The following is an 18,031-nucleotide window of genomic DNA, read 5'->3' as shown; positions in this document are numbered from 1 at the left end:
GGCTATCGAGCCGCGGCCTCGTCATTCGGGGCAATGCGCCCCAAAGAATTCATTCTTGGCGTGGGTTCGTGACCGCGTCATCGTCCACAGCTGCAACGAAGATCGAATGCTCTGACGAGTGATGGTAGGAAAGCAGGCAGTTTCGGGCAACTCCGTTTTTTGCCCTATTTTACCCTGTCAGCCGATTCTTCGTTACAGAGATAATTACGTAGACGCATATTGGACGGTTCCCGTTCCCGCCGTGATTTTGCCAATTTGATGGCAGGGGACTCCTGCGGCGCGAATTTTTGTCATGATGCTGTCGGCGTAAAACTCGCTCACGACCGCCGCCATTCCGATCCCCATATTAAACACGCGGCGCATTTCGGACGTTTCAATCTCGCCGGTCTTTTGAAGCCATTGGTAAATCGCAGGCAGTTCCCAGCCGCTCGGATCGATCACCGCGTCGACGTTTTTTGGCAAAATCCGGTCCAAGTTCTCTTCGATCCCACCACCGGTGATGTGCGCCAATCCGTGCAAGACCTGTTTGACCCGGTAATGCATTTGGACGCTACGGATCACTTTGGTGTAGATTCGAGTCGGTTCCAGACAGGCTTGCGCCAAGGTACGACCACCGAGTTCTTTCGGCACGGCATCCCATCCCAGCGCCGCATCGGCAATGACTTTGCGGACCAGCGAGAAGCCGTTGCTGTGCAAGCCGCTCGAAGCGAGTCCCAACACCACGTCACCTTCGCCGATCAAGTGCCCGTCGATCAGTTTGCGTCGTTCCACCACACCCACGGCGAAACCGGCCAAATCGTAATCGTCCGTTGCGTACATATCGGGCATGATCGCGGTTTCCCCGCCTAACAACGCCATGTCGCCCTCAACGCAACCATCGCTAATGCCTTGCACGATTTGCTCGAGCCGTGCGGGATCATCGCGCCCCATCGCGACGTAGTCGAGGAAAAACAGCGGCTCTCCTCCGGTGCAAATCAAATCGTTGACACACATGGCCACTAAATCGATACCCACGGTGTCGTGGCGATTCGTCTGCTGGGCAATCTTCAATTTCGTGCCCACCCCGTCGGTTCCGCTGACCAAAACCGGTTCACGATACTTTCTCGCGAACAGCTTCCCGTCAAAATCGAGCGAGAATAAACCGGCAAATCCACCATCACTCGGGATCACACGGGGGCTAAACGTGCGATGCATCAATCGCGGCAACCGCCGCATCGATTCGGCGTAAACATCGAGGTCCACGCCAGCGTCTTTGTAAGTTGCAGCCATCGGTGAAATTCAGTTCTTTTTTCTCGGAATCGGTAACCAGGAAACACGTCGCTCGGCCCTGATATCATGGCGTCTTTATCATGACGCGAAGAGGGCGGTTGTGGTAGCGGTGGCCGATCGGCACAACAAATGCCCGTAATGGTAGAATCGTGCCCCGGTGGGCCGTGCCCTGTCCTCGCCACGAGCCGACTTCGTTATCATTTAGTTCCCTTAACCGTAAACGTTTCACTAAACCGACTGGGAGGTTTCTCTGTTACCAAGTCGCTAGACGGCGCTTCACACCTGGTGAGTCCATGTTTTTTTGGCCGCTGATGGGCTTTGTCCGTCACCGCCGGTGACTCGTGGTAGGGTTGATTCGTTGGATGTGAGATCATCGACCGCAATCGCTTGATTGCACGAAAGATGCACACCCAACCCCAAACCACCAAAAAACGCTCTAACCGCATCGATCGAACTAGCCGATAGTCGCTTCTGTAAGACTCGCTCACTCAAAACGTGTTCGATGGCAATGGAAGCAATTTACGGCTGAAGCGGTCAATTGCCATTGAAGGCGTCTGGCACTCAAGAAGAGGAACCTGCAACATGCTCATGAAACAGCCGTGCCCCGATCTGCACTTTACCTATCAGATGCCGTATGGCTCTGCGCTGCAGGACACTGGCGTTGATTTTTCTGTTTTCAGTCGCTCAGCGACCAGCATGCGACTTTTGCTGTACAACAAAGTCAATGATCTCGAGCCTGCCGAAATCATCGATTTCGATCCGGGCGATCATCGTCGAGGCGATGTGTGGAGTATGCATGTCCCCAATTTGGCTGCGGGACAACTTTACCACTACCAAGCCAGCGGGCCGTGGGATCCTGAGCATGGACACCGTTTCGATGGTGCTGCCCGGTTGATCGACCCCTACGCTCAAGCGCTCGCGGGCACATTCCAGAAAAGCACCGATGGCGTTGTCCGTCCACCCAAGTGTGTCGTGATCGATGACAGCTTTGATTGGGAAGGCGATCGGCATCTCCGCCATGACATCAGCGAATCGATCATCTATGAAATGCACGTCAAGGGTTTTACCAAGAGCCGCACGGCCAAGGTCAAAGCATCCGGCAGCTATTTGGGGGTGATTGAGAAGATCCCCTACCTCCAGTCGCTTGGCATCACTGCGGTCGAATTGATGCCGATCAACGAGTTCCCGATCCACAACCCGATGGGCGAAAAATTGGCTCGGCCCAACTATTGGGGCTATGACCCGATGGCCTTCTTCTCGCCGCACCGCGGTTATGCTCACGGCAAGGCTCCTGGTTCTCAAGTGAATGAGTTCAAGGAGATGGTCAAGGCGTTGCACAAAGCCGGCATCGAAGTGATTTTGGACGTTGTGTTCAACCACACCTGCGAAGGCAACGAAAACGGTCCAACATTGTCGTTTAAGGGTCTCGAAAACCAAATCTACTATATCCTTAGCGAAGGCAAGCATTACTGCAACTATTCCGGTTGTGGGAACACGCTCAACGGCAACCACCCCGTTGTCCGCGAGATGATTTTCCATTGTTTGCGACATTGGGTATACAATTACCATGTCGACGGCTTCCGCTTCGACTTGGCAAGCATTCTTAGCCGTGATCGAAATGGTAATTTGATTCCCAATCCGCCGATGGTCGAATTGATCGCCGAAGACCCGTTGTTGGCGAACACCAAGGTCATCGCCGAAGCTTGGGACGCGGCGGGTGCCTATCAAGTCGGTTCCTTTGGCAACCATCGCTGGGCTGAATGGAATGGGCGTTATCGAGATGACGTTCGCGGTTTCTGGCGCGGCGATGGCGGGACGCTCGGAGCACTGGCAACACGCTTGGCCGGCAGCAGTGATCTGTATGAACACGCCGGACGGCCGCCCCATTGCAGCATCAATTTCATCACCAGCCATGATGGCTTCACGATGAATGATCTGGTCGCCTACAAGCACAAGCATAACATGGCCAATGGCGAGAACAATTGCGACGGCGATAACCACAACATCAGCGACAACTACGGTGTGGAAGGACCGACGCGAAAGAAAGGGGTTCGCACCATCCGAAGTCGCCAAGTTCGCAACATGATGGCGACGCTGCTGCTAAGTCAGGGTGTGCCGATGATGGTCGCAGGCGACGAGATTCGCAGGACCCAACGAGGTAACAACAACGCGTACTGCCAAGACAGTGACATCAGTTGGTTCGATTGGCGATTGGTCGGCAAGAACGCGGACATGCTGCGGTTCGTCCAGACGTTGACGCAGTTCCGACGGGATCAGCCAACGGTCCGTCGACAGCATTTCCTGACGGGCAAACCGGTCGACGGGCGAAAAATCCCTGACGTTTCGTGGTATTCGCCAGCCGGAACGCCACTGGATTGGGGACAACAGGAGTTGGCGATGGTCGCGTACATCGCTGCACCCAGTCGCATCGATGACCCAGAAGGACTTGGTCGCGATCTCGTGATGATGTTCAACAGCACGGGGCAAAACCGGAACTTTATGTTGCCAGAAGTGGGCCGTGGCATGAAATGGAACCTGTTTATCAATACGGCTGGTGAATCGCCGGAGGACATCTATCCCGATCTTGATGGGCCGATGCCGCCGAGCAGCCGTGTAATCGATATCCCTTGCCATTCTTTGAAGGTCTACGTCAGCCAACGAGAGCCGTTTTAGAGACTGCGGAACTTCATTGGCAAGTCACCCTGGGAGGGCGCCGCTCCGCGTCGCCCCCTGGGTTCACAACCATGTTCGCAGCCAAGCCATCGCAGACTTGGCAATTCGCGGTTGCAGAATCTCAGGATGCCCACCGATGTGAGTCGACGTGGTGTGTCGTTGTCCCGTCGGATCGACGACCACGATCGACACATCCGCGGTGGGCATCCCGGATCGATCAGCCTCTTCGATGGCCGGATAGGGATCGACCAGCAATAGCCAATCGGCATCGAAGCGTGACTTGATCTCATCCAGCGATGCGTCGAAGCTCGCCGCCGACGTCAACCGCATCAACTGACCTGATGTCGCCAGCGAAATGCCGCCGCGATAGGTCGGCGTCACTCCCAAGGTCGCAAACCAATCGCCAAGTGGAGCAGCATAGCCAAGTTCCACGACGACTAACGACTCCTTGCGCCCTCGCAGCAACTGGTCAATGGCGTGGTATTGCTCGAAGTCCTCGCCTTCCCCAAAGTACAAATCGCCAACTCGACTCATGATTTCGTCTCTGGTTTCTGCAATCATCTGATCGCATCGCAGGGCTGAATCGCTCGAGGCGGTGATGCGAAGTGACAGGGTTGCGGCGCTAACGGTAATTCCGACTCGTGGAATACGGTCGCGCGAGATCATTTCGCCAAGCCGTTCTTCCATCGCGCTCTCTCCCGTTCCAAAAAACTTCATCACCAAACTGCGAATCACGCTGCCACCCCCCGTCATCATTGCAATCGCTGGTGCAACCGTCTGATCGAACATCGGCTTCATTTCCGCCGGCACGCCAGGCAAGGCAAAGACGCGACATGTCGTTTCGTCGCCTTGATCGAACGTCTGGTCAATCCCCGGTGCGGTGCCTTGTGGGTTCGGGATCGTCGTGCTGCCTTTTGGAAACATCGCTTGCAACCGATTCCGCTGCGACATCGGACGCTGCCGCGTCGCGAACAGCCTTTCGATTTTGTCCATCGCTTGTTGGCGAAACTCCAAGACCTTGCCGCTTGCTTCGGCCAAGGCGTCGCGAGTCAAATCATCCCGTGTGGGACCCAAGCCGCCCGTGCACACGACCACATCGACTCGGCGAACCGCTGTACGGAACACGTCCACGTTACAATCCATCGAATCGCAAACGGTCGTGTGAAACAGGACTTCGACGCCCAGTTCTGCTAGCCGACGACTGAGCCACTGGGCATTCGTGTCCAGTCGCGCGCCGCTGGTCATCTCATCGCCAATCGAGATCACTTCAGCCGTTGGTTTGCGATGGTTCGTTTCGGTCATGGAATTTATCAAGGGGTAGGGATTCGATAAGCGGCAACGTCGGCCGGTCGATTGTAAGCGTGATCGCAGTCTTGGACAGTTGCCCAATCATCCACCTTCGGTTTTACTGGCCCTAGCCACGTTCAGAAAGCAAACGCTCGGTGAGTTCGTACGCTGGCACTATCGCGGCATCCGTCATCCCAAGGGGTCGATCTTCTTGACCGTGAATCGAATTTCGATTCGGATTTCCCGACAGCCGAGTCGGTTTGAGCCGCTTGATAAACAGGATGAAGCAGAACGAGGAACAAAAACGTGGCCAACATGGCTGGAATCGACCGGATTTGGGGTGAAATGGGGCTGCCGCAGTGGGTGATTCATTCGGCCCGCGATACAATGTACACTGAGAGCGCAACGAGACTAAATGATTACCTCCTAAGTCGCGAGTCATTCTTTCTGTGTCGGAAACTTGGAATTCTGGAATCGCTTTTTCGCAGCTAACCGATGTCGGGATGCGAAGGGCGAACAATCAAGACTCGTTGGCGTGCTTGCCTGCCACCACTGCAGAACGATTTCAGGATCGAGGTCACCTGTTTGTCGTCGCCGATGGCATGGGGGCTCACGCCGCAGGTGAGATGGCGAGCCGTTTGGCCACCGACCATATCGCGATGCAGTACTTTCGCTCACCGCTTGATGATTGCTCGGAAGCCCTCCGGGCGGCGGTGGCCGAATCGAACGCCGAGATCTTTCGCCGAGGTCAGCAGAATCCCGAATTTCACAATATGGGGACGACCGCAAGTTCGTTGGTCTTGATGCCCCGGGGTGCGATCGTCGCTCATGTTGGAGATTCGCGGGTGTATCGATTGCGAGCCGGCATGTTGGAGCAATTGACGTTCGATCATTCATTGGTTTGGGAGTTCGAAGCCAGTGGAAATATCGATCCGGATAGTGCCATCGGTCACTCGATTCCCAAAAACGTAATCACCCGATCGCTGGGCCCGAATCAGGTGGTCGACGTTGACATTGAAGGTCCGTTTGAGATCTTCGCAAACGACCGATTCCTACTTTGCAGCGATGGATTGAGTGGCCAAGTCGAAGACGAAGAAATCGCAACGCTGATGGACTGTTTGCCCGAAGATTTGGCCACTCGCGTGATGGTCGATCTGGCGAACCTCCGCGGTGGGCCTGACAATTCAACCGTGATCATTGTTCGTGTCGAAGATTCCTACGCGAACGTTTCGAACCATTCCGTAGCGCGAAGCCGCAAACCGAAACATGACGCCCCAGCGGTCTCGCCGCTGCTGCTTGGCACGATCGGTGTTTGCCTGCTCGGCGCCTTGGCGCTTGGGCTCACCGAGGCTTGGGGTCCCATGATCGTTGCCATCATCCTTGGATTGATTGCGGCTGCGGTCAGCTTGACCCAATTCCTTCAATCACAGCCAACCGTACAAAATCTACCGTTGCCAAAAATCCCTGGTGGAAAAGGGCCGTATCGGCGCTACAAGGCTCAACCAACCAAAGCATTGTATGAGCGGCTTGGACACACCGTTGAAGAGCTAAGAACGGCAGCGAACGAACGCAATTGGCTCATGAATTGGCAGAAAATCGACAAGCTGCAACAGCAGGGGGACGAGGCGATCACCCATCGTGATTCAAAACTCGCGATCCGCTTGCAAGCCGAAGCGATTATCGAAACCATGCACCAATTGCGTGAATTGAACAACCGGGCCGCCAACGAGACGGCGATTGACCGGTAGCGTTGCTAGGCTTGGAAAATCTCGGGTGCCTTGTATTGCCGATGCAGCTCGTTGCATTTTTGCGGCGACAAACGTAGCCCATGTGCCAACTCGCCAAGGTATTGAGCTTCCTTATTCTCATCCAGGTCCATCGCCAACAACGAAATCGTGTAGGCCTGCTCTTCCATCCCGAGCGGGACGGACCAGGCAACGGCGCGGGCATCGGCCGGCTTCGCAAACTCGGCACGAAGGTAGTTGATTTCGTCCTGAGAAACCTGGCCAAATTGCTTCAAGATGTTCTCCTGTTCGGCTTGGTCAATCTGACCGTCCGCCTTTGCAGCACTGATCATCGCGCGAACCAAGACCTCGCTTTGCGCGTTCATCGGTGCGTCGGCGGGCGTCGGTTTCCGCTCAGGAAGATGAGCCTCCGGTGCTGGGGCAGTCCTTCGCGTTTGCTGCTGCGTTTGATGATGGTTCTTGGAAACGCCCAAGATGTCCTCAAGCGACTTCGCGGCACCATCGATCGTATTGGGCTGTTGCATGCGTGTGGAGGTCCGCGATTTCGGCGGAGCCGGCGCCGGCCGCTCTCGGCCACCCAGCATGTCTTTCAGGATGTCGGCGCTTGGCCCACTCGATTGTGTTTTTCGCCCAAGTAAAGCTCCAAGTACGTCCATTGCGTCCATGGTCGAGACCCTTTGTTCAAAATGTTTCGAAGGATGAGATGAGGATGCGATGTTTCAATCGCCGCTTGATTGTAACGAAATTTTCAAGGTACGACATCGGATCTTACACCGCGGACAACCGTGTCAAAGTCGAACAACTCCATCGACAAAGCCGGTCGATCGTCCACCGTTGCGACCGCAATCGCCCCAATGTAGGCGTCGCGAGGTGTGAAGGAAAAGAACTTCCAAGTCCCCGCGCTGGGCAACGTTGGGCTGAGCATTCGAATGGTGGGCGAGGGATCGTCAATGTTCTCGAATGCAAAGTCACTCAGCGGAGTATGCAGCCCCGTGCCAATTGCCTTGATAAAGGCTTCCTTTAATGTCCAAACACGCAGAAAAGCTTCGTTGCGGCGATCGCGACAGGAGAAGGAGTAAACGTACTCGACTTCGGGCGCGGAGAAATACCGTATCGCAAGTTCGGGATCCGGTTGCCGTTCCAGTTGTTCAACATCGACCCCGAGCAGGGAAAGACTCCGATCACCAATTCCACACAATACCAATCCATTGGTGTGAGCCACGTTGAAGGGCAGCGAGAGATCCGGTGGCGTCTTCACGATCGGTTTGCCATGTGGCAAAGCGGAGAAACGGATGGATCTCGGATGAATTCCCTCGCTCATGACCGCCTGAGCGAGCAAGTGCTTCGCCATACCACGACCGATCACATGCTGATTGCGACTTGTCGCCACTCGAAATCGATTGGCCCGATCTTGCTCGCCCGGATCAAGAAAACGCTCGCAGTACGTTTCAACCGCACCTGGCTCCGTGTGGGAACTGGTCGCATGCCAAACATGAATGGATTCAAAGGGTTCGGTTGAAGATTGGCACATCGCGAGGCTACGAAAGGAACTGGGAAATGACACGGATTTGTCCGAACGATCCGTAGATTCGGATGATCCCAAAGAGCTGTCAATGTCGGGCCAAGCCGAATGGATTCGAACCGACCACAGCAACAGCGGCGGTTGTGTCGATCAAAGACCGAAGAGGGTTTCAACCACCCCTTTTGTCACTTCGCTCCCTACCGCCCCAGCCACCATGACCATTCTAGCCGAAATGCAACAGGCGCAACTATTGATGGTAGCCGGCTTTATCATGCTCGGCTGGGTGCTCGCGCGTCGCCAAATCCGCATGCGAAAGCGAGTCAACCAAGAATCGAGGGTCGCAAACAAGGAATTGAAAGCGATTCGCGAGCAAAAGCAGCCGGCCGTGCCGCTTTCGGATGCCCCAGCTGCAACACAACGGTGGCAAGTGGCAATGTTTGAAACCCAACGGGAGCTGTGTGCCGAACTCGATACCCGAATCGCGATTGTCCAATCGCTCGTTCAGCAGATGGATCGTCGGATCGAGATCCTGGGGCTGACACCACCGGCGACCATCGACACGGGGGCGGGTCGACCTCAGCGGCAAGACACCCTCGACACTTGAAAAGACCATCACAGAGAATCGATCGACCTTATCTCCATAAAAAACCCTGATTCGACTCAACGCCGAACCAGGGGTTTCGTTTCGCTTTCTTGCTTGTCGCAGGCAAACTATGCGGTCACGATGTTGATCCGCCGGCCTTCGCGGTCAAACATCACTTTGCCATCCACCAATGCATACAGCGTGTAATCGTTGCCCTGGCCAACCCCTTTGCCCGCGTGGAATTTCGTTCCAACCTGGCGAACCAAGATATGTCCGGCACGAACCGCTTCGCCACCGAACTTCTTGACTCCACGGCGTTGAGCATTCGAATCGCGACCGTTTCGGCTCGAACCCTGTCCCTTTTTATGTGCCATCAGTAGTACCCTTGTATCTTCTTTGCTTTGATTTCCAGCGTTATGCTTGTATGGGAAGTGCAGCAATTTACCGACTTGGCCGCATTTGTTCAAGGCTGTCGAGGTCCCATTTTGTCTCGTCAGCACCTTGCTCCTGCTTCCCATTCACCGAATGAACCCACTTAGGCCTCCTGTTTTGCCCATTCTTACAATCGAATCGACTTGCGACGAGACTGCTGCAGCGGTGATCGATGGCGACTGCAGCGTGCTCGGGGAATGCATCGCAACGCAAGAAACCCTGCACGAGCGGTTCAGCGGGGTCGTGCCGGAAGTGGCTGCACGGGCCCATTTGGAGCGAATTTTGCCTGTCATCGATACTGCGATACGACAATCGGGCATCAATCCTGCCGATTTGGATGCCATCGCAGTGGCCGATCGGCCTGGCTTAGCCGGCTCGCTGCTGGTCGGCGTGATCGCGGCAAAGACGCTGGCGATCGCCTGGAACAAACCTCTCGTGGCAATCAATCACCTCCATGCACACCTGTACGCGTGCCACCTTTCGGGCGTCCGAGATAGAACACAATCGTCCGCATATCCTAGCGTAGGATTGGTCGTTAGCGGCGGGCACACGAGTCTCTACCATTGCAGAAGCCCTTTGGATCTAGAGTACCTCGGCGGCACCATCGACGACGCGGCAGGTGAAGCGTTTGACAAAGTCGCAACGATGCTCAGCCTCGGGTTTCCCGGTGGCCCCGCGGTTGCCAAGCTCGCTGCCAAGGGAAATCGCGACGCGTACCCGTTTCCGAGGTCGATGATTCACCAACCCCATTTCAATTTCAGCTTTAGCGGCCTGAAAACAGCGGTTCGCTATGCGATCACCGGTCCTGGCCAGCAAGATTTCGCCAGCCTGAAACTGGCAGACCAAGTCAAAGCCGACGTCTGTGCTTCGTTTGAGGCGGCGGTTGTCGACGTCTTGGTCGGAAAGAGTTGCCGAGCGATCCGAGAGACGGGTGTTCGAAAACTGATTGTCGGTGGCGGTGTTGCTGCGAATCGGTACTTGCGTGAACGATTGAACGACGCGGCAAAAAAGGATGGTTTCGAATTGACGATTGCGCCAGCCGAGCTTTGTACGGATAATGCCGTGATGGGTGCGATCGCATGGGAAAAAATCCGGCGAGGTGATTTCGCATCACTCGACTTGGACATCACGCCCGGCTTGCAACGAGGGTTCTGAGAGCATGATGAATTCAGCCCACTTGGTTCTGATTCCAACCTTGTTGGAACGTGGCATCCTCGAGCCGTTGATCCATCGGCGTGAAGAGACCTCGATCCACGTTTGCGGATTCGGCGCGATCGGCGCCGCGGCTCGATCGGCTCAGCTGATCGCAACGCTCCGTCCGACTCGTGTCACGTTGGTTGGAATCGCTGGCACTCTTAGCGATGTTTGTCAAATGGGATCCGCCTATCAATTCGGCCATGTGATTTGCGACGGCATCGGAGTGGGGACGGGGGCGGACTATCTTTCCGCAGCCGACCTTGGATGGAACCAGATGGACGAAATCGATGGGAAGTCGGCGATCACCGATCGTGTCGCACTCGAATCGGACACGTCGAATCTCGGGCTCCTGAGCGTTTGCGCGACCTCCGCGTCGTCAGCTGACACCAACCGTCGGCTCCGTCGATATTCCGATGTGGTCGCCGAAGACATGGAAGGCTTCGCCGTGGCGCTGGCGTGCCGTCTGGCCGACGTGCCGCTTCGAATCATTCGCGGCATTTCCAATCACGCCGGGGACCGCGACCTTTCTGCTTGGCAGATGGAGACCGCCTTACAATCAGCCGCCGAGTTACTGAACCGATGAAGCAGCAAACGATCGAGCTTGGCATTTCGACCTGCCCTAACGATACCTTTACCTTTCACGCGCTGATGCACCGGCTTGTGGATTGGCGAGGGCTCGATTTTCGCGTGCACTTGCACGACATTCAAGAACTCAACGACTCCCTTTTTCGTGGCAAGTTTGACGTGGCGAAGACGAGTTTTCATGCTGCGCTATTGTTAGCGGATCAAACCATGGTGCTCCCCACCGGAGCGGCTCTCGGCTTCGGTGTCGGGCCGCTGCTGTTGTCGTCATCACCACAACGATTGAACGCGCCGACCGATCCGCAGCAGATCGTACTTTGCCCGGGCCGGCACACGACCGCATCCTTGCTTTTCAAGCTGTTCTATCGGGATACCGCGACCGTTCGGCAGTGTGTATTTTCCGAAATCATGCCAAGGCTAAAAAGGGGCGAGGCCGATTACGGGGTTTGCATTCACGAAGGGCGATTCACATGGGAAACCGAACGCCTGGGTTGTGTCGTTGACTTGGGAACTCAGTGGGAATCGGAGACGCACTGCCCCTTGCCGCTGGGTGGCTTGGTGGCTCGGCGGAGTTTGCCGGCTGAAACGATTGCGACGATTCAATCGGTCGTCGAAGAATCGTTGCGCTATGCGTTGGCGGATCGCAGCTCCGCACTGCCAACGATGCGCCGCTATGCTCAATTCTTCGATGACGACATCTTGATGCAGCATGTCGACCTGTATGTCAACGAGTGGACGGTCAATTTGGGGGAAATCGGCGGCCGAGCGCTCTCCGAATTGTCCAATCGAGCCGCCGCTGCAGGGATCCAAAGTCGTGGGATCGAGGTCTTTTGCCCGGGAAAAGACTGCTGAAGCGGCCCCAGGGTGCGACGCTGCGCGTCGACCTTGGTCTCTGGAATCTAACCGCTTGGGACGTTCGGTAAATAGATTGCGTGGTACGGCTCTCTCTTTACTCTCCCGCTCGGAGGTCGTGCAGTTATTAGTCGTTTTTTATCGAGGAGTTACGGTACCGTTACCTCTCCTTTGGGAGAGGTCGGCGTCTAAACGCCGGGAGAGGGTTTTCGGTTGCTGCCCCCTCACGAGGCTAACGGAGGGAGAGGGAAAACGGGCTGCGATTACAGCATGAAACTGCAACACCGTTTCTATACCGGCCCTCCCCCTCGCTTCGCTCGACCCCTCCCGCTGCGCGGGCAGGGGTGGTTGGATACCCAAACACTGCAGCAGTTACAGCTTAAAACTGCGCGACCTCCTCGCGGGAGGGTGAAATCCGAAACTTGTTTACCGCAGGTCCCTCGCGGTAATGGACTCGACTTCGCATCGACGCGGCGATGATTGGATGGGAAGCGACAAGACGCGGACGTGCCAACCGCGTACACTGTCAGGACGCTCCCTACATTTTCGCGACACGTTCCAGTAGTTCTATGGATTTTCATCCGTCCGACCCAGGTCCGCTCGGTCCGTCCGAATCTCGCCCCCCCGAATCGCTCTGGGCATCACCGGGCGAGGGAAGGGCAGACACGGAGAATCCTCTCTCGAATCCCTACGAGGCGTACCCCGACGAGTCGCAACGCGAGCCGCTGATTGTCGGGCGTTTGGCCAAGCGGCCACGTTGGTGGACTCCTATCGCGGTTGTTTGCGCCACGTTGGCGGTATTCATCGTGGTCAGCACCGTGGTCGTGATGTTAGCGTTTGCATGGGTTCACGGCTCCTTTTCCCCTGCGACCGTTACGGATCCAGAAGCGTTTGCCGAGGTGTTTCAATCGCGAGTCGGCGTGGTGATGCTGATATTAATCCCTCAACTGTGCATGATTTTGCCGACGTTGGTGGCCGCGAAATTGTCGCCAGTGGAAACGTGCCAACGGCTTTCGTTGGTTCGCGGACATTGGCCGATCTGGGTTTGGCTGGCCGCCGCAGCAGCCACGCCGCTGGTTGGGTTGGTTTCGTCGGTAGCGGTCGGACTGTTTTTGGAGGACAGCGAGAATTTGAAGCAGATGTCCGATGCGTTTCGGTTTCACGGCCAAAGTGGCTTCTTGATTCCCATCGCATTGTTGATTGGCGCCACACCCGCGATCTGTGAAGAGCTAGTCTTTCGCGGCTACGTGCAGACTCGGTTGACAAAATCGTGGGGCCCGTTTTTCGGCATTTTCTTGTCCTCGTTTTTGTTCGCGGCATTTCACATGGATTTTGTTCACATCATTGCCGTCTTTCCGCTCGGCGTTTACTTAGGCTGGCTTTCGTGGCGAAGCGGATCGTTATTTCCGGCCATGCTTGCTCACTTCGTCAACAATGTGACCAGCGTGGTGGCGGTGGTGTTGGCACCTGCGGACCAGACGGAAGTTTTGAGCGCGCCGGGGCTTACAATCTCACTCTCCATCGTCGGTTTTGGTATCCTAGGGGTGACGACCGTCATCATGGCATCGATCTATTACGGCCGTCCCACGGACTTGGCCGCCGCCTAACCGATTGCCGCGGGCAGTTCCGGCTCACGGCTGCCGCGGTTCCTTTCGCAGGTGGACATCGCTTCGTCGACAAATCGCACTCAAACCTAACACACTCCTGTTTGGACACCGCCCAACGATGATCCCTTTTCAGCTTGGATTCGATCATCCGGCATACTTGTGGCTTCTGTTGGGATTGCCGCTGTTGTGGTGGGCCGGTTTTCGTTCGCTTGGAGCTCTGGGCAGATTCCGGCGTATTTTGGCGATTTCCTTTCGCACGATCGTTTGGACAGGCGTTGTGTTGGCGCTCGCCGGAGTGCAATTGATTTGGGTCAGCGACCGCGTGACGGTGATGTACTTGCTCGATCAATCGGAGAGCATTCCACGCATCAAACGGCAAGTGATGCTCGACTACGTGATTCGCAACGTTCGTCGACACCGCGACGGGCAACGCGAGGATCGAGCTGGAATCGTTGTCTTTGGTCGTGACGCGTCCATCGAAGTGCCTCCGTTTGACGACGATATTCCACCGCTGCGACGACTAGAGAGTCTGCGGGACCGAACGGACGCAACCAACTTGGAATCGGCACTGAATTTGGCCCAAGCTTCGATGTCCGAAGACACATCACGGCGGATCGTGATCGTCACCGATGGCAACGAGAACATCGGCCAAGCTCGAAAATTGGCCCGCCGCGCCGCGGAATCGGGCATTGGCATTGATGTCGTTCCGGTACGGCTTGACGCCAAGAGCGAGGTGCTACTCGAGAAGATCGACTTGCCGGAAAACATCCGCAAGGGGCAACCGTTTGAAGCTCGCGTCGTGATCAGCAACTATTCCGACGCCTCAGCCACCGGGCCGGTTGAGGGGCGGTTGCGGGTGAAACAGAACGTCGGCGGCGAGGAATCGTTGCTGCTCGAACAATCGATCAGCTTAGATGCTGGCAAAAATGTTTTCCCTCTAAGACACACGATTGAGCAACCGGCCGCCTACACGTACGAAGCCGAATTCGTCCCTGACACGGATGAGGACGACGGCATTCGGCAAAACAATAGCGCCACCGCCTACACCTACGTTCGTGGCAAGGGCCGTGTGCTGATGATCGAGGACAAGACTCGGCTCGGCGACTTCGACCTGTTGATCGAGACGCTGCGTGATAACAACATCGAAGTGGTCGCGATGCCAAGCGATGAGTTGTTCGGCTCGCTGGCGGAACTCCAAGCCTATGATGCCGTGATTCTCGCCGGGGTGCCTCGAGTCGCTGGTGAGACGAGCGATATGATCAGCTCGTTCACCGATGAACAAATCGAGATGCTGGTACGCAACACCCAACAACTTGGGGCAGGGCTATTGATGATCGGGGGCCCCGAGTCTTTTGGTGCCGGTGGCTGGACGGGAACCGAAATTGAAAAAGCCATGCCCGTGGACTTCAAGATTCGCAACAGCAAGGTGCAAGCGGTCGGCGCCTTGGCATGCATCATGCACGCCAGCGAAATGGCTGAGGGAAATTACTGGCAAAAAAAGATTGCGGGAGCCGCCGTGGAACAATTGGGCCCCGCCGATTATGCAGGCGTTTTGCACTGGAGCATGAACGGCGATACATGGCTGTGGGGCGGCAAGAATGGGCTGCTCGAAGTCGGTCCGAACCGTAAAGCGATGCTGGCCGCAATCGGACGCATGACGCCCGGCGATATGCCTCAATTCGACCCCGCGATGAAGATGGCGGTTGCCGGCTTGACTCGCACCCCCGCGTCGATCAAGCACTGCATCATCATCAGTGACGGTGATCCAAGCGATCCCTCGCCAGCAACGATCAGCTCGTTTAAGAAGAACAACGTCACCATCAGCACGGTGGCCGTCGCATCCCACGGCTTGACCGAAAGTCGCCGATTGCAACAGATTGCTCAAGCAACGGGCGGCAAGTATTACGCGGTGCGGGATGGGAGAGCACTGCCGAAGATCTTTCAACGTGAAGCTCGCCGTGTGTCACGCCCATTGGTTTATGAGCCGCCGGGCGGGGCGGTCCCCGAAATCATCTTCCCGCACGCCATGCTCGACGGCGTGGACCGGGTACTGCCAAACATCAACGGCTTTGTGTTGACGCAAACCAAGGATAGCCCGCTGGCCCAAGTGTTGATCCAATCGCCGAAACCCGATTCACCAGAAAATGCGACCGTTTTGGCGGTTTGGACCTATGGGCTTGGCCGCACGGCCGTCATGACGACCGACGCGGGCGCGCGTTGGGCCGCCGATTGGACGTCGTGGGGCGGCTACGAGAAGTTCTATTCCCAATTGGTCCGGTGGCTAATGCGTCCCACCGGCGACACCGGGAAATTCTCGATCGCAACGCAAGTTCGCGACGGTGAAGTCCAAGTCGTTGTCAGCGCGCTCGACCAGGATGACTCGTTCTTGAACTTCCTGGACATCAACGCATCCGCCCTCGACCCCCGCTTGAAACCGATCGCACTGCGGATGCGGCAAGCGGCCCCCGGTCGGTACGTGGGATCCTTCCCAGCTGACGAAGCCGGCAGCTATTTCGTCAACGTGACGCCTGGCCCGGGAGCCTCGCCGCTGACCACCGGTGTGACGGTACCCTACAGCGATGAGTTCCGCGTCCGAGAAACGAACCAAGCCTTGATCGAGTCCTTGGCCTCGATCAAGCCAAGAGGAGGCGAGGCTGGTCAGGTCGCTCCTCCGCTGGAAATCCAACTCAGCGAAGCCCTTATCGATACCAACGCGTTCCGTGGCGGCCTGGCGCTGGCAAGATCATTCCGTGACGCGTGGCCATGGTTTGTGCTAGCAAGCTGTGGGCTGTTTCTCGGTGATGTTTTCGTCCGCCGAGTGGCGATTCCTTTCGATTGGGTCCACCGGACGATCCATCGCATCCGAGGAAAATCGACCGCTAGCGAAAGCGTGGCGACCACCCGACTCGACGCATTAAGAAAGAGCAAGGATTCACTCAGCGACTCCCTTGAGCGGCGGCGAACAAGCGTTCGGTTTGAACCCTCTGCGGTCGACACAACCGACAACACCAGCGAAACAACCTTTGCCGATTCTGCGACAGGGCCCCAGTCAGGGAAACCGAACATCGAACCGCAACCGGATGAAGGCCCCAGCTACACGGAGCGATTGCTCGAAGCAAAACGAAGAGCGAAAAAGAAGCCAGGCGACACTTGATTTAACGCGCGGCTTGAGGTTTACCGAACGGATTGTGGAATCGATGCATTGGCTTGATAGCGTGGTGACTCGTAAATGCTAAACTCCGCCCAGACCGGAAGATGGTCACTGATCGTTCTCGCCTGCGTCTCCGTCAACCTCAGATCTTGACAGAAATCGATCACTCCGGTCTGCCCTGTAAACTCGGTGGTCATCGTCCGATCGAGCAAAATATGGTCAAGGGTTTTACGACGAAACACGTCGCTCTTGATGTCTCCCGCGACCGACACCACATTCGGAATCATCGCCAATTCTTGCAAGTCGTCCAAACCTGCATTCAAGTCCCCCATCAAAATACAATCTTCTTCGCCGGTCTGACCGTATTCGTAGTCTCGGACGCGAACAAAGACATCGTCGAGTACGTTGACTTCACTTGCGGTGGCAGGCGTTGACATCGAATCGGAGTCACGATGCGCGTTAATCACCGTGAAGCGAAATGGCTCACGCGTGTCGCTCGGATCGGTGACTGTCATAAAGGATGCGACCATCGGCTCGCGACGCATTCGATCGGCAGTGTCTTGAACGACATACGGTTGGCCCTGGATGCGCAGTCGCTGCATGTCCCAAACAAACGCGTAACATTCGGTATCCCCAGCCCGCCCGATCGGTTGGCTGACCGTCGCGGTGTAGGAGCCACCGAGCTCGTTCACCAAGTCCAGTATACGCTGCACAGGAAGCACATCGTTACTTCGGACCCCTTGAATGGCAACCAAATCGAATTGACGAATCAGGTGCGAGATCGTCCCCATGACGTCGACACCAGGCACCTGGGGAATCGATCGCGTCTGAGATTTTTTGTCACCGAACATTTGAATGTGAAACGTCGCAACCCGTATCGTCATGGGCGACCGTGGCACGGTCGAGCTCTCATGCTGCGGTCCCTCGGTTTGGGTACTTGCCAACTGTGCCGAGTCGTCAGCCTGTTCCGACCAGGTGTCAAACTTTGATAAGTCGATCCTGCCGGTCAGTGCGAAGAAGCTGGCAACCAGAATGCCAGCAACACTTACCAAAGGCCCGATCCATCGAATGAGCGGGATGTAAGAAAAGATGGACCGTCGCCGACTGCGTCCGAAAAGTAGTCCCACCATC

14 protein-coding genes are annotated in these 18,031 nt (G+C 56.2%); 8 read left to right on the top strand and 6 right to left on the bottom strand.

What is annotated here, in order from left to right:
- Positions 1–204: 204 nt before the first annotated feature.
- On the bottom strand, positions 205–1,269 hold the full coding sequence (gene purM / locus Poly41_RS06195; protein ID WP_146525078.1) for a phosphoribosylformylglycinamidine cyclo-ligase: 1,065 nt from the start codon (positions 1,267–1,269) through the stop codon (positions 205–207).
- Positions 1,270–1,851: 582 nt separating this feature from the next.
- On the opposite strand from purM, the gene glgX reads away from it, so the two are divergent.
- A complete protein-coding gene (glgX, locus tag Poly41_RS06190) occupies positions 1,852–3,942 on the top strand; it encodes a glycogen debranching protein GlgX (RefSeq protein ID WP_146525077.1) in 2,091 nt (696 codons plus the stop codon).
- Between the two features lie 63 nt (positions 3,943–4,005).
- On the opposite strand, the gene Poly41_RS06185 is transcribed toward glgX, so the two are convergent.
- Positions 4,006–5,244 (bottom strand): competence/damage-inducible protein A, encoded by a 1,239-nt coding sequence (locus Poly41_RS06185; protein WP_146525076.1) that lies wholly within the window; start codon positions 5,242–5,244, stop codon positions 4,006–4,008.
- 488 nt (positions 5,245–5,732) lie between these two features.
- Here Poly41_RS06185 and Poly41_RS06180 point away from each other — a divergent pair, with 488 nt between their 5' ends.
- Positions 5,733–6,977 carry a PP2C family protein-serine/threonine phosphatase gene (locus Poly41_RS06180; RefSeq protein WP_231615455.1) on the top strand — a complete coding sequence of 415 codons (1,245 nt, stop codon included), beginning with the start codon at positions 5,733–5,735 and terminating at the stop codon, positions 6,975–6,977.
- Positions 6,978–6,982: 5 nt separating this feature from the next.
- On the opposite strand, the gene Poly41_RS06175 is transcribed toward Poly41_RS06180, so the two are convergent.
- Entirely contained in the window at positions 6,983–7,639 is a 657-nt protein-coding gene (locus Poly41_RS06175; protein WP_146525075.1) for a tellurite resistance TerB family protein, read from the bottom strand.
- A gap of 83 nt (positions 7,640–7,722) precedes the next feature.
- Positions 7,723–8,505, bottom strand: coding sequence for a 4'-phosphopantetheinyl transferase family protein (locus Poly41_RS06170; protein WP_146525074.1), 783 nt, complete (start codon positions 8,503–8,505; stop codon positions 7,723–7,725).
- 205 nt (positions 8,506–8,710) lie between these two features.
- Here Poly41_RS06170 and Poly41_RS06165 point away from each other — a divergent pair, with 205 nt between their 5' ends.
- On the top strand, positions 8,711–9,100 hold the full coding sequence (locus tag Poly41_RS06165; RefSeq protein WP_197231108.1) for a hypothetical protein: 390 nt from the start codon (positions 8,711–8,713) through the stop codon (positions 9,098–9,100).
- Between the two features lie 107 nt (positions 9,101–9,207).
- Here Poly41_RS06165 and rpmA read toward each other — a convergent pair whose 3' ends face one another.
- Positions 9,208–9,453 carry a 50S ribosomal protein L27 gene (gene rpmA / locus Poly41_RS06160; RefSeq protein WP_146525073.1) on the bottom strand — a complete coding sequence of 82 codons (246 nt, stop codon included), beginning with the start codon at positions 9,451–9,453 and terminating at the stop codon, positions 9,208–9,210.
- 151 nt (positions 9,454–9,604) lie between these two features.
- Here rpmA and tsaD point away from each other — a divergent pair, with 151 nt between their 5' ends.
- From tsaD to Poly41_RS06135, 5 genes are all read left to right on the top strand, one after another.
- Entirely contained in the window at positions 9,605–10,666 is a 1,062-nt protein-coding gene (gene tsaD / locus Poly41_RS06155; RefSeq protein ID WP_146525072.1) for a tRNA (adenosine(37)-N6)-threonylcarbamoyltransferase complex transferase subunit TsaD, read from the top strand.
- Between the two features lie 4 nt (positions 10,667–10,670).
- Positions 10,671–11,291, top strand: coding sequence for a futalosine hydrolase (mqnB, locus tag Poly41_RS06150; protein ID WP_146525071.1), 621 nt, complete (start codon positions 10,671–10,673; stop codon positions 11,289–11,291).
- On the top strand, positions 11,288–12,142 hold the full coding sequence (locus Poly41_RS06145) for a menaquinone biosynthesis family protein (protein WP_146525070.1): 855 nt from the start codon (positions 11,288–11,290) through the stop codon (positions 12,140–12,142). Before mqnB ends, Poly41_RS06145 begins: the two co-directional genes overlap by 4 nt.
- A gap of 569 nt (positions 12,143–12,711) precedes the next feature.
- Entirely contained in the window at positions 12,712–13,749 is a 1,038-nt protein-coding gene (locus Poly41_RS06140) for a CPBP family intramembrane glutamic endopeptidase (RefSeq protein WP_197231107.1), read from the top strand.
- Positions 13,750–13,867: 118 nt separating this feature from the next.
- Positions 13,868–16,903: a VWA domain-containing protein gene (locus Poly41_RS06135; RefSeq protein WP_146525068.1), complete on the top strand. Its 3,036-nt coding sequence runs from the start codon at positions 13,868–13,870 to the stop codon at positions 16,901–16,903.
- 20 nt (positions 16,904–16,923) lie between these two features.
- Here the strand turns inward: Poly41_RS06135 and Poly41_RS06130 are convergent, their stop codons facing one another.
- Entirely contained in the window at positions 16,924–18,030 is a 1,107-nt protein-coding gene (locus Poly41_RS06130; RefSeq protein WP_146525067.1) for an endonuclease/exonuclease/phosphatase family protein, read from the bottom strand.
- Position 18,031: the final 1 nt, after the last annotated feature.

Origin of the sequence: Novipirellula artificiosorum, from assembly GCF_007860135.1 — a bacterium.
Taxonomy (GTDB): domain Bacteria; phylum Planctomycetota; class Planctomycetia; order Pirellulales; family Pirellulaceae; genus Novipirellula_A; species Novipirellula_A artificiosorum.
This window is presented reverse-complemented; position numbering and strand designations above follow the sequence as displayed.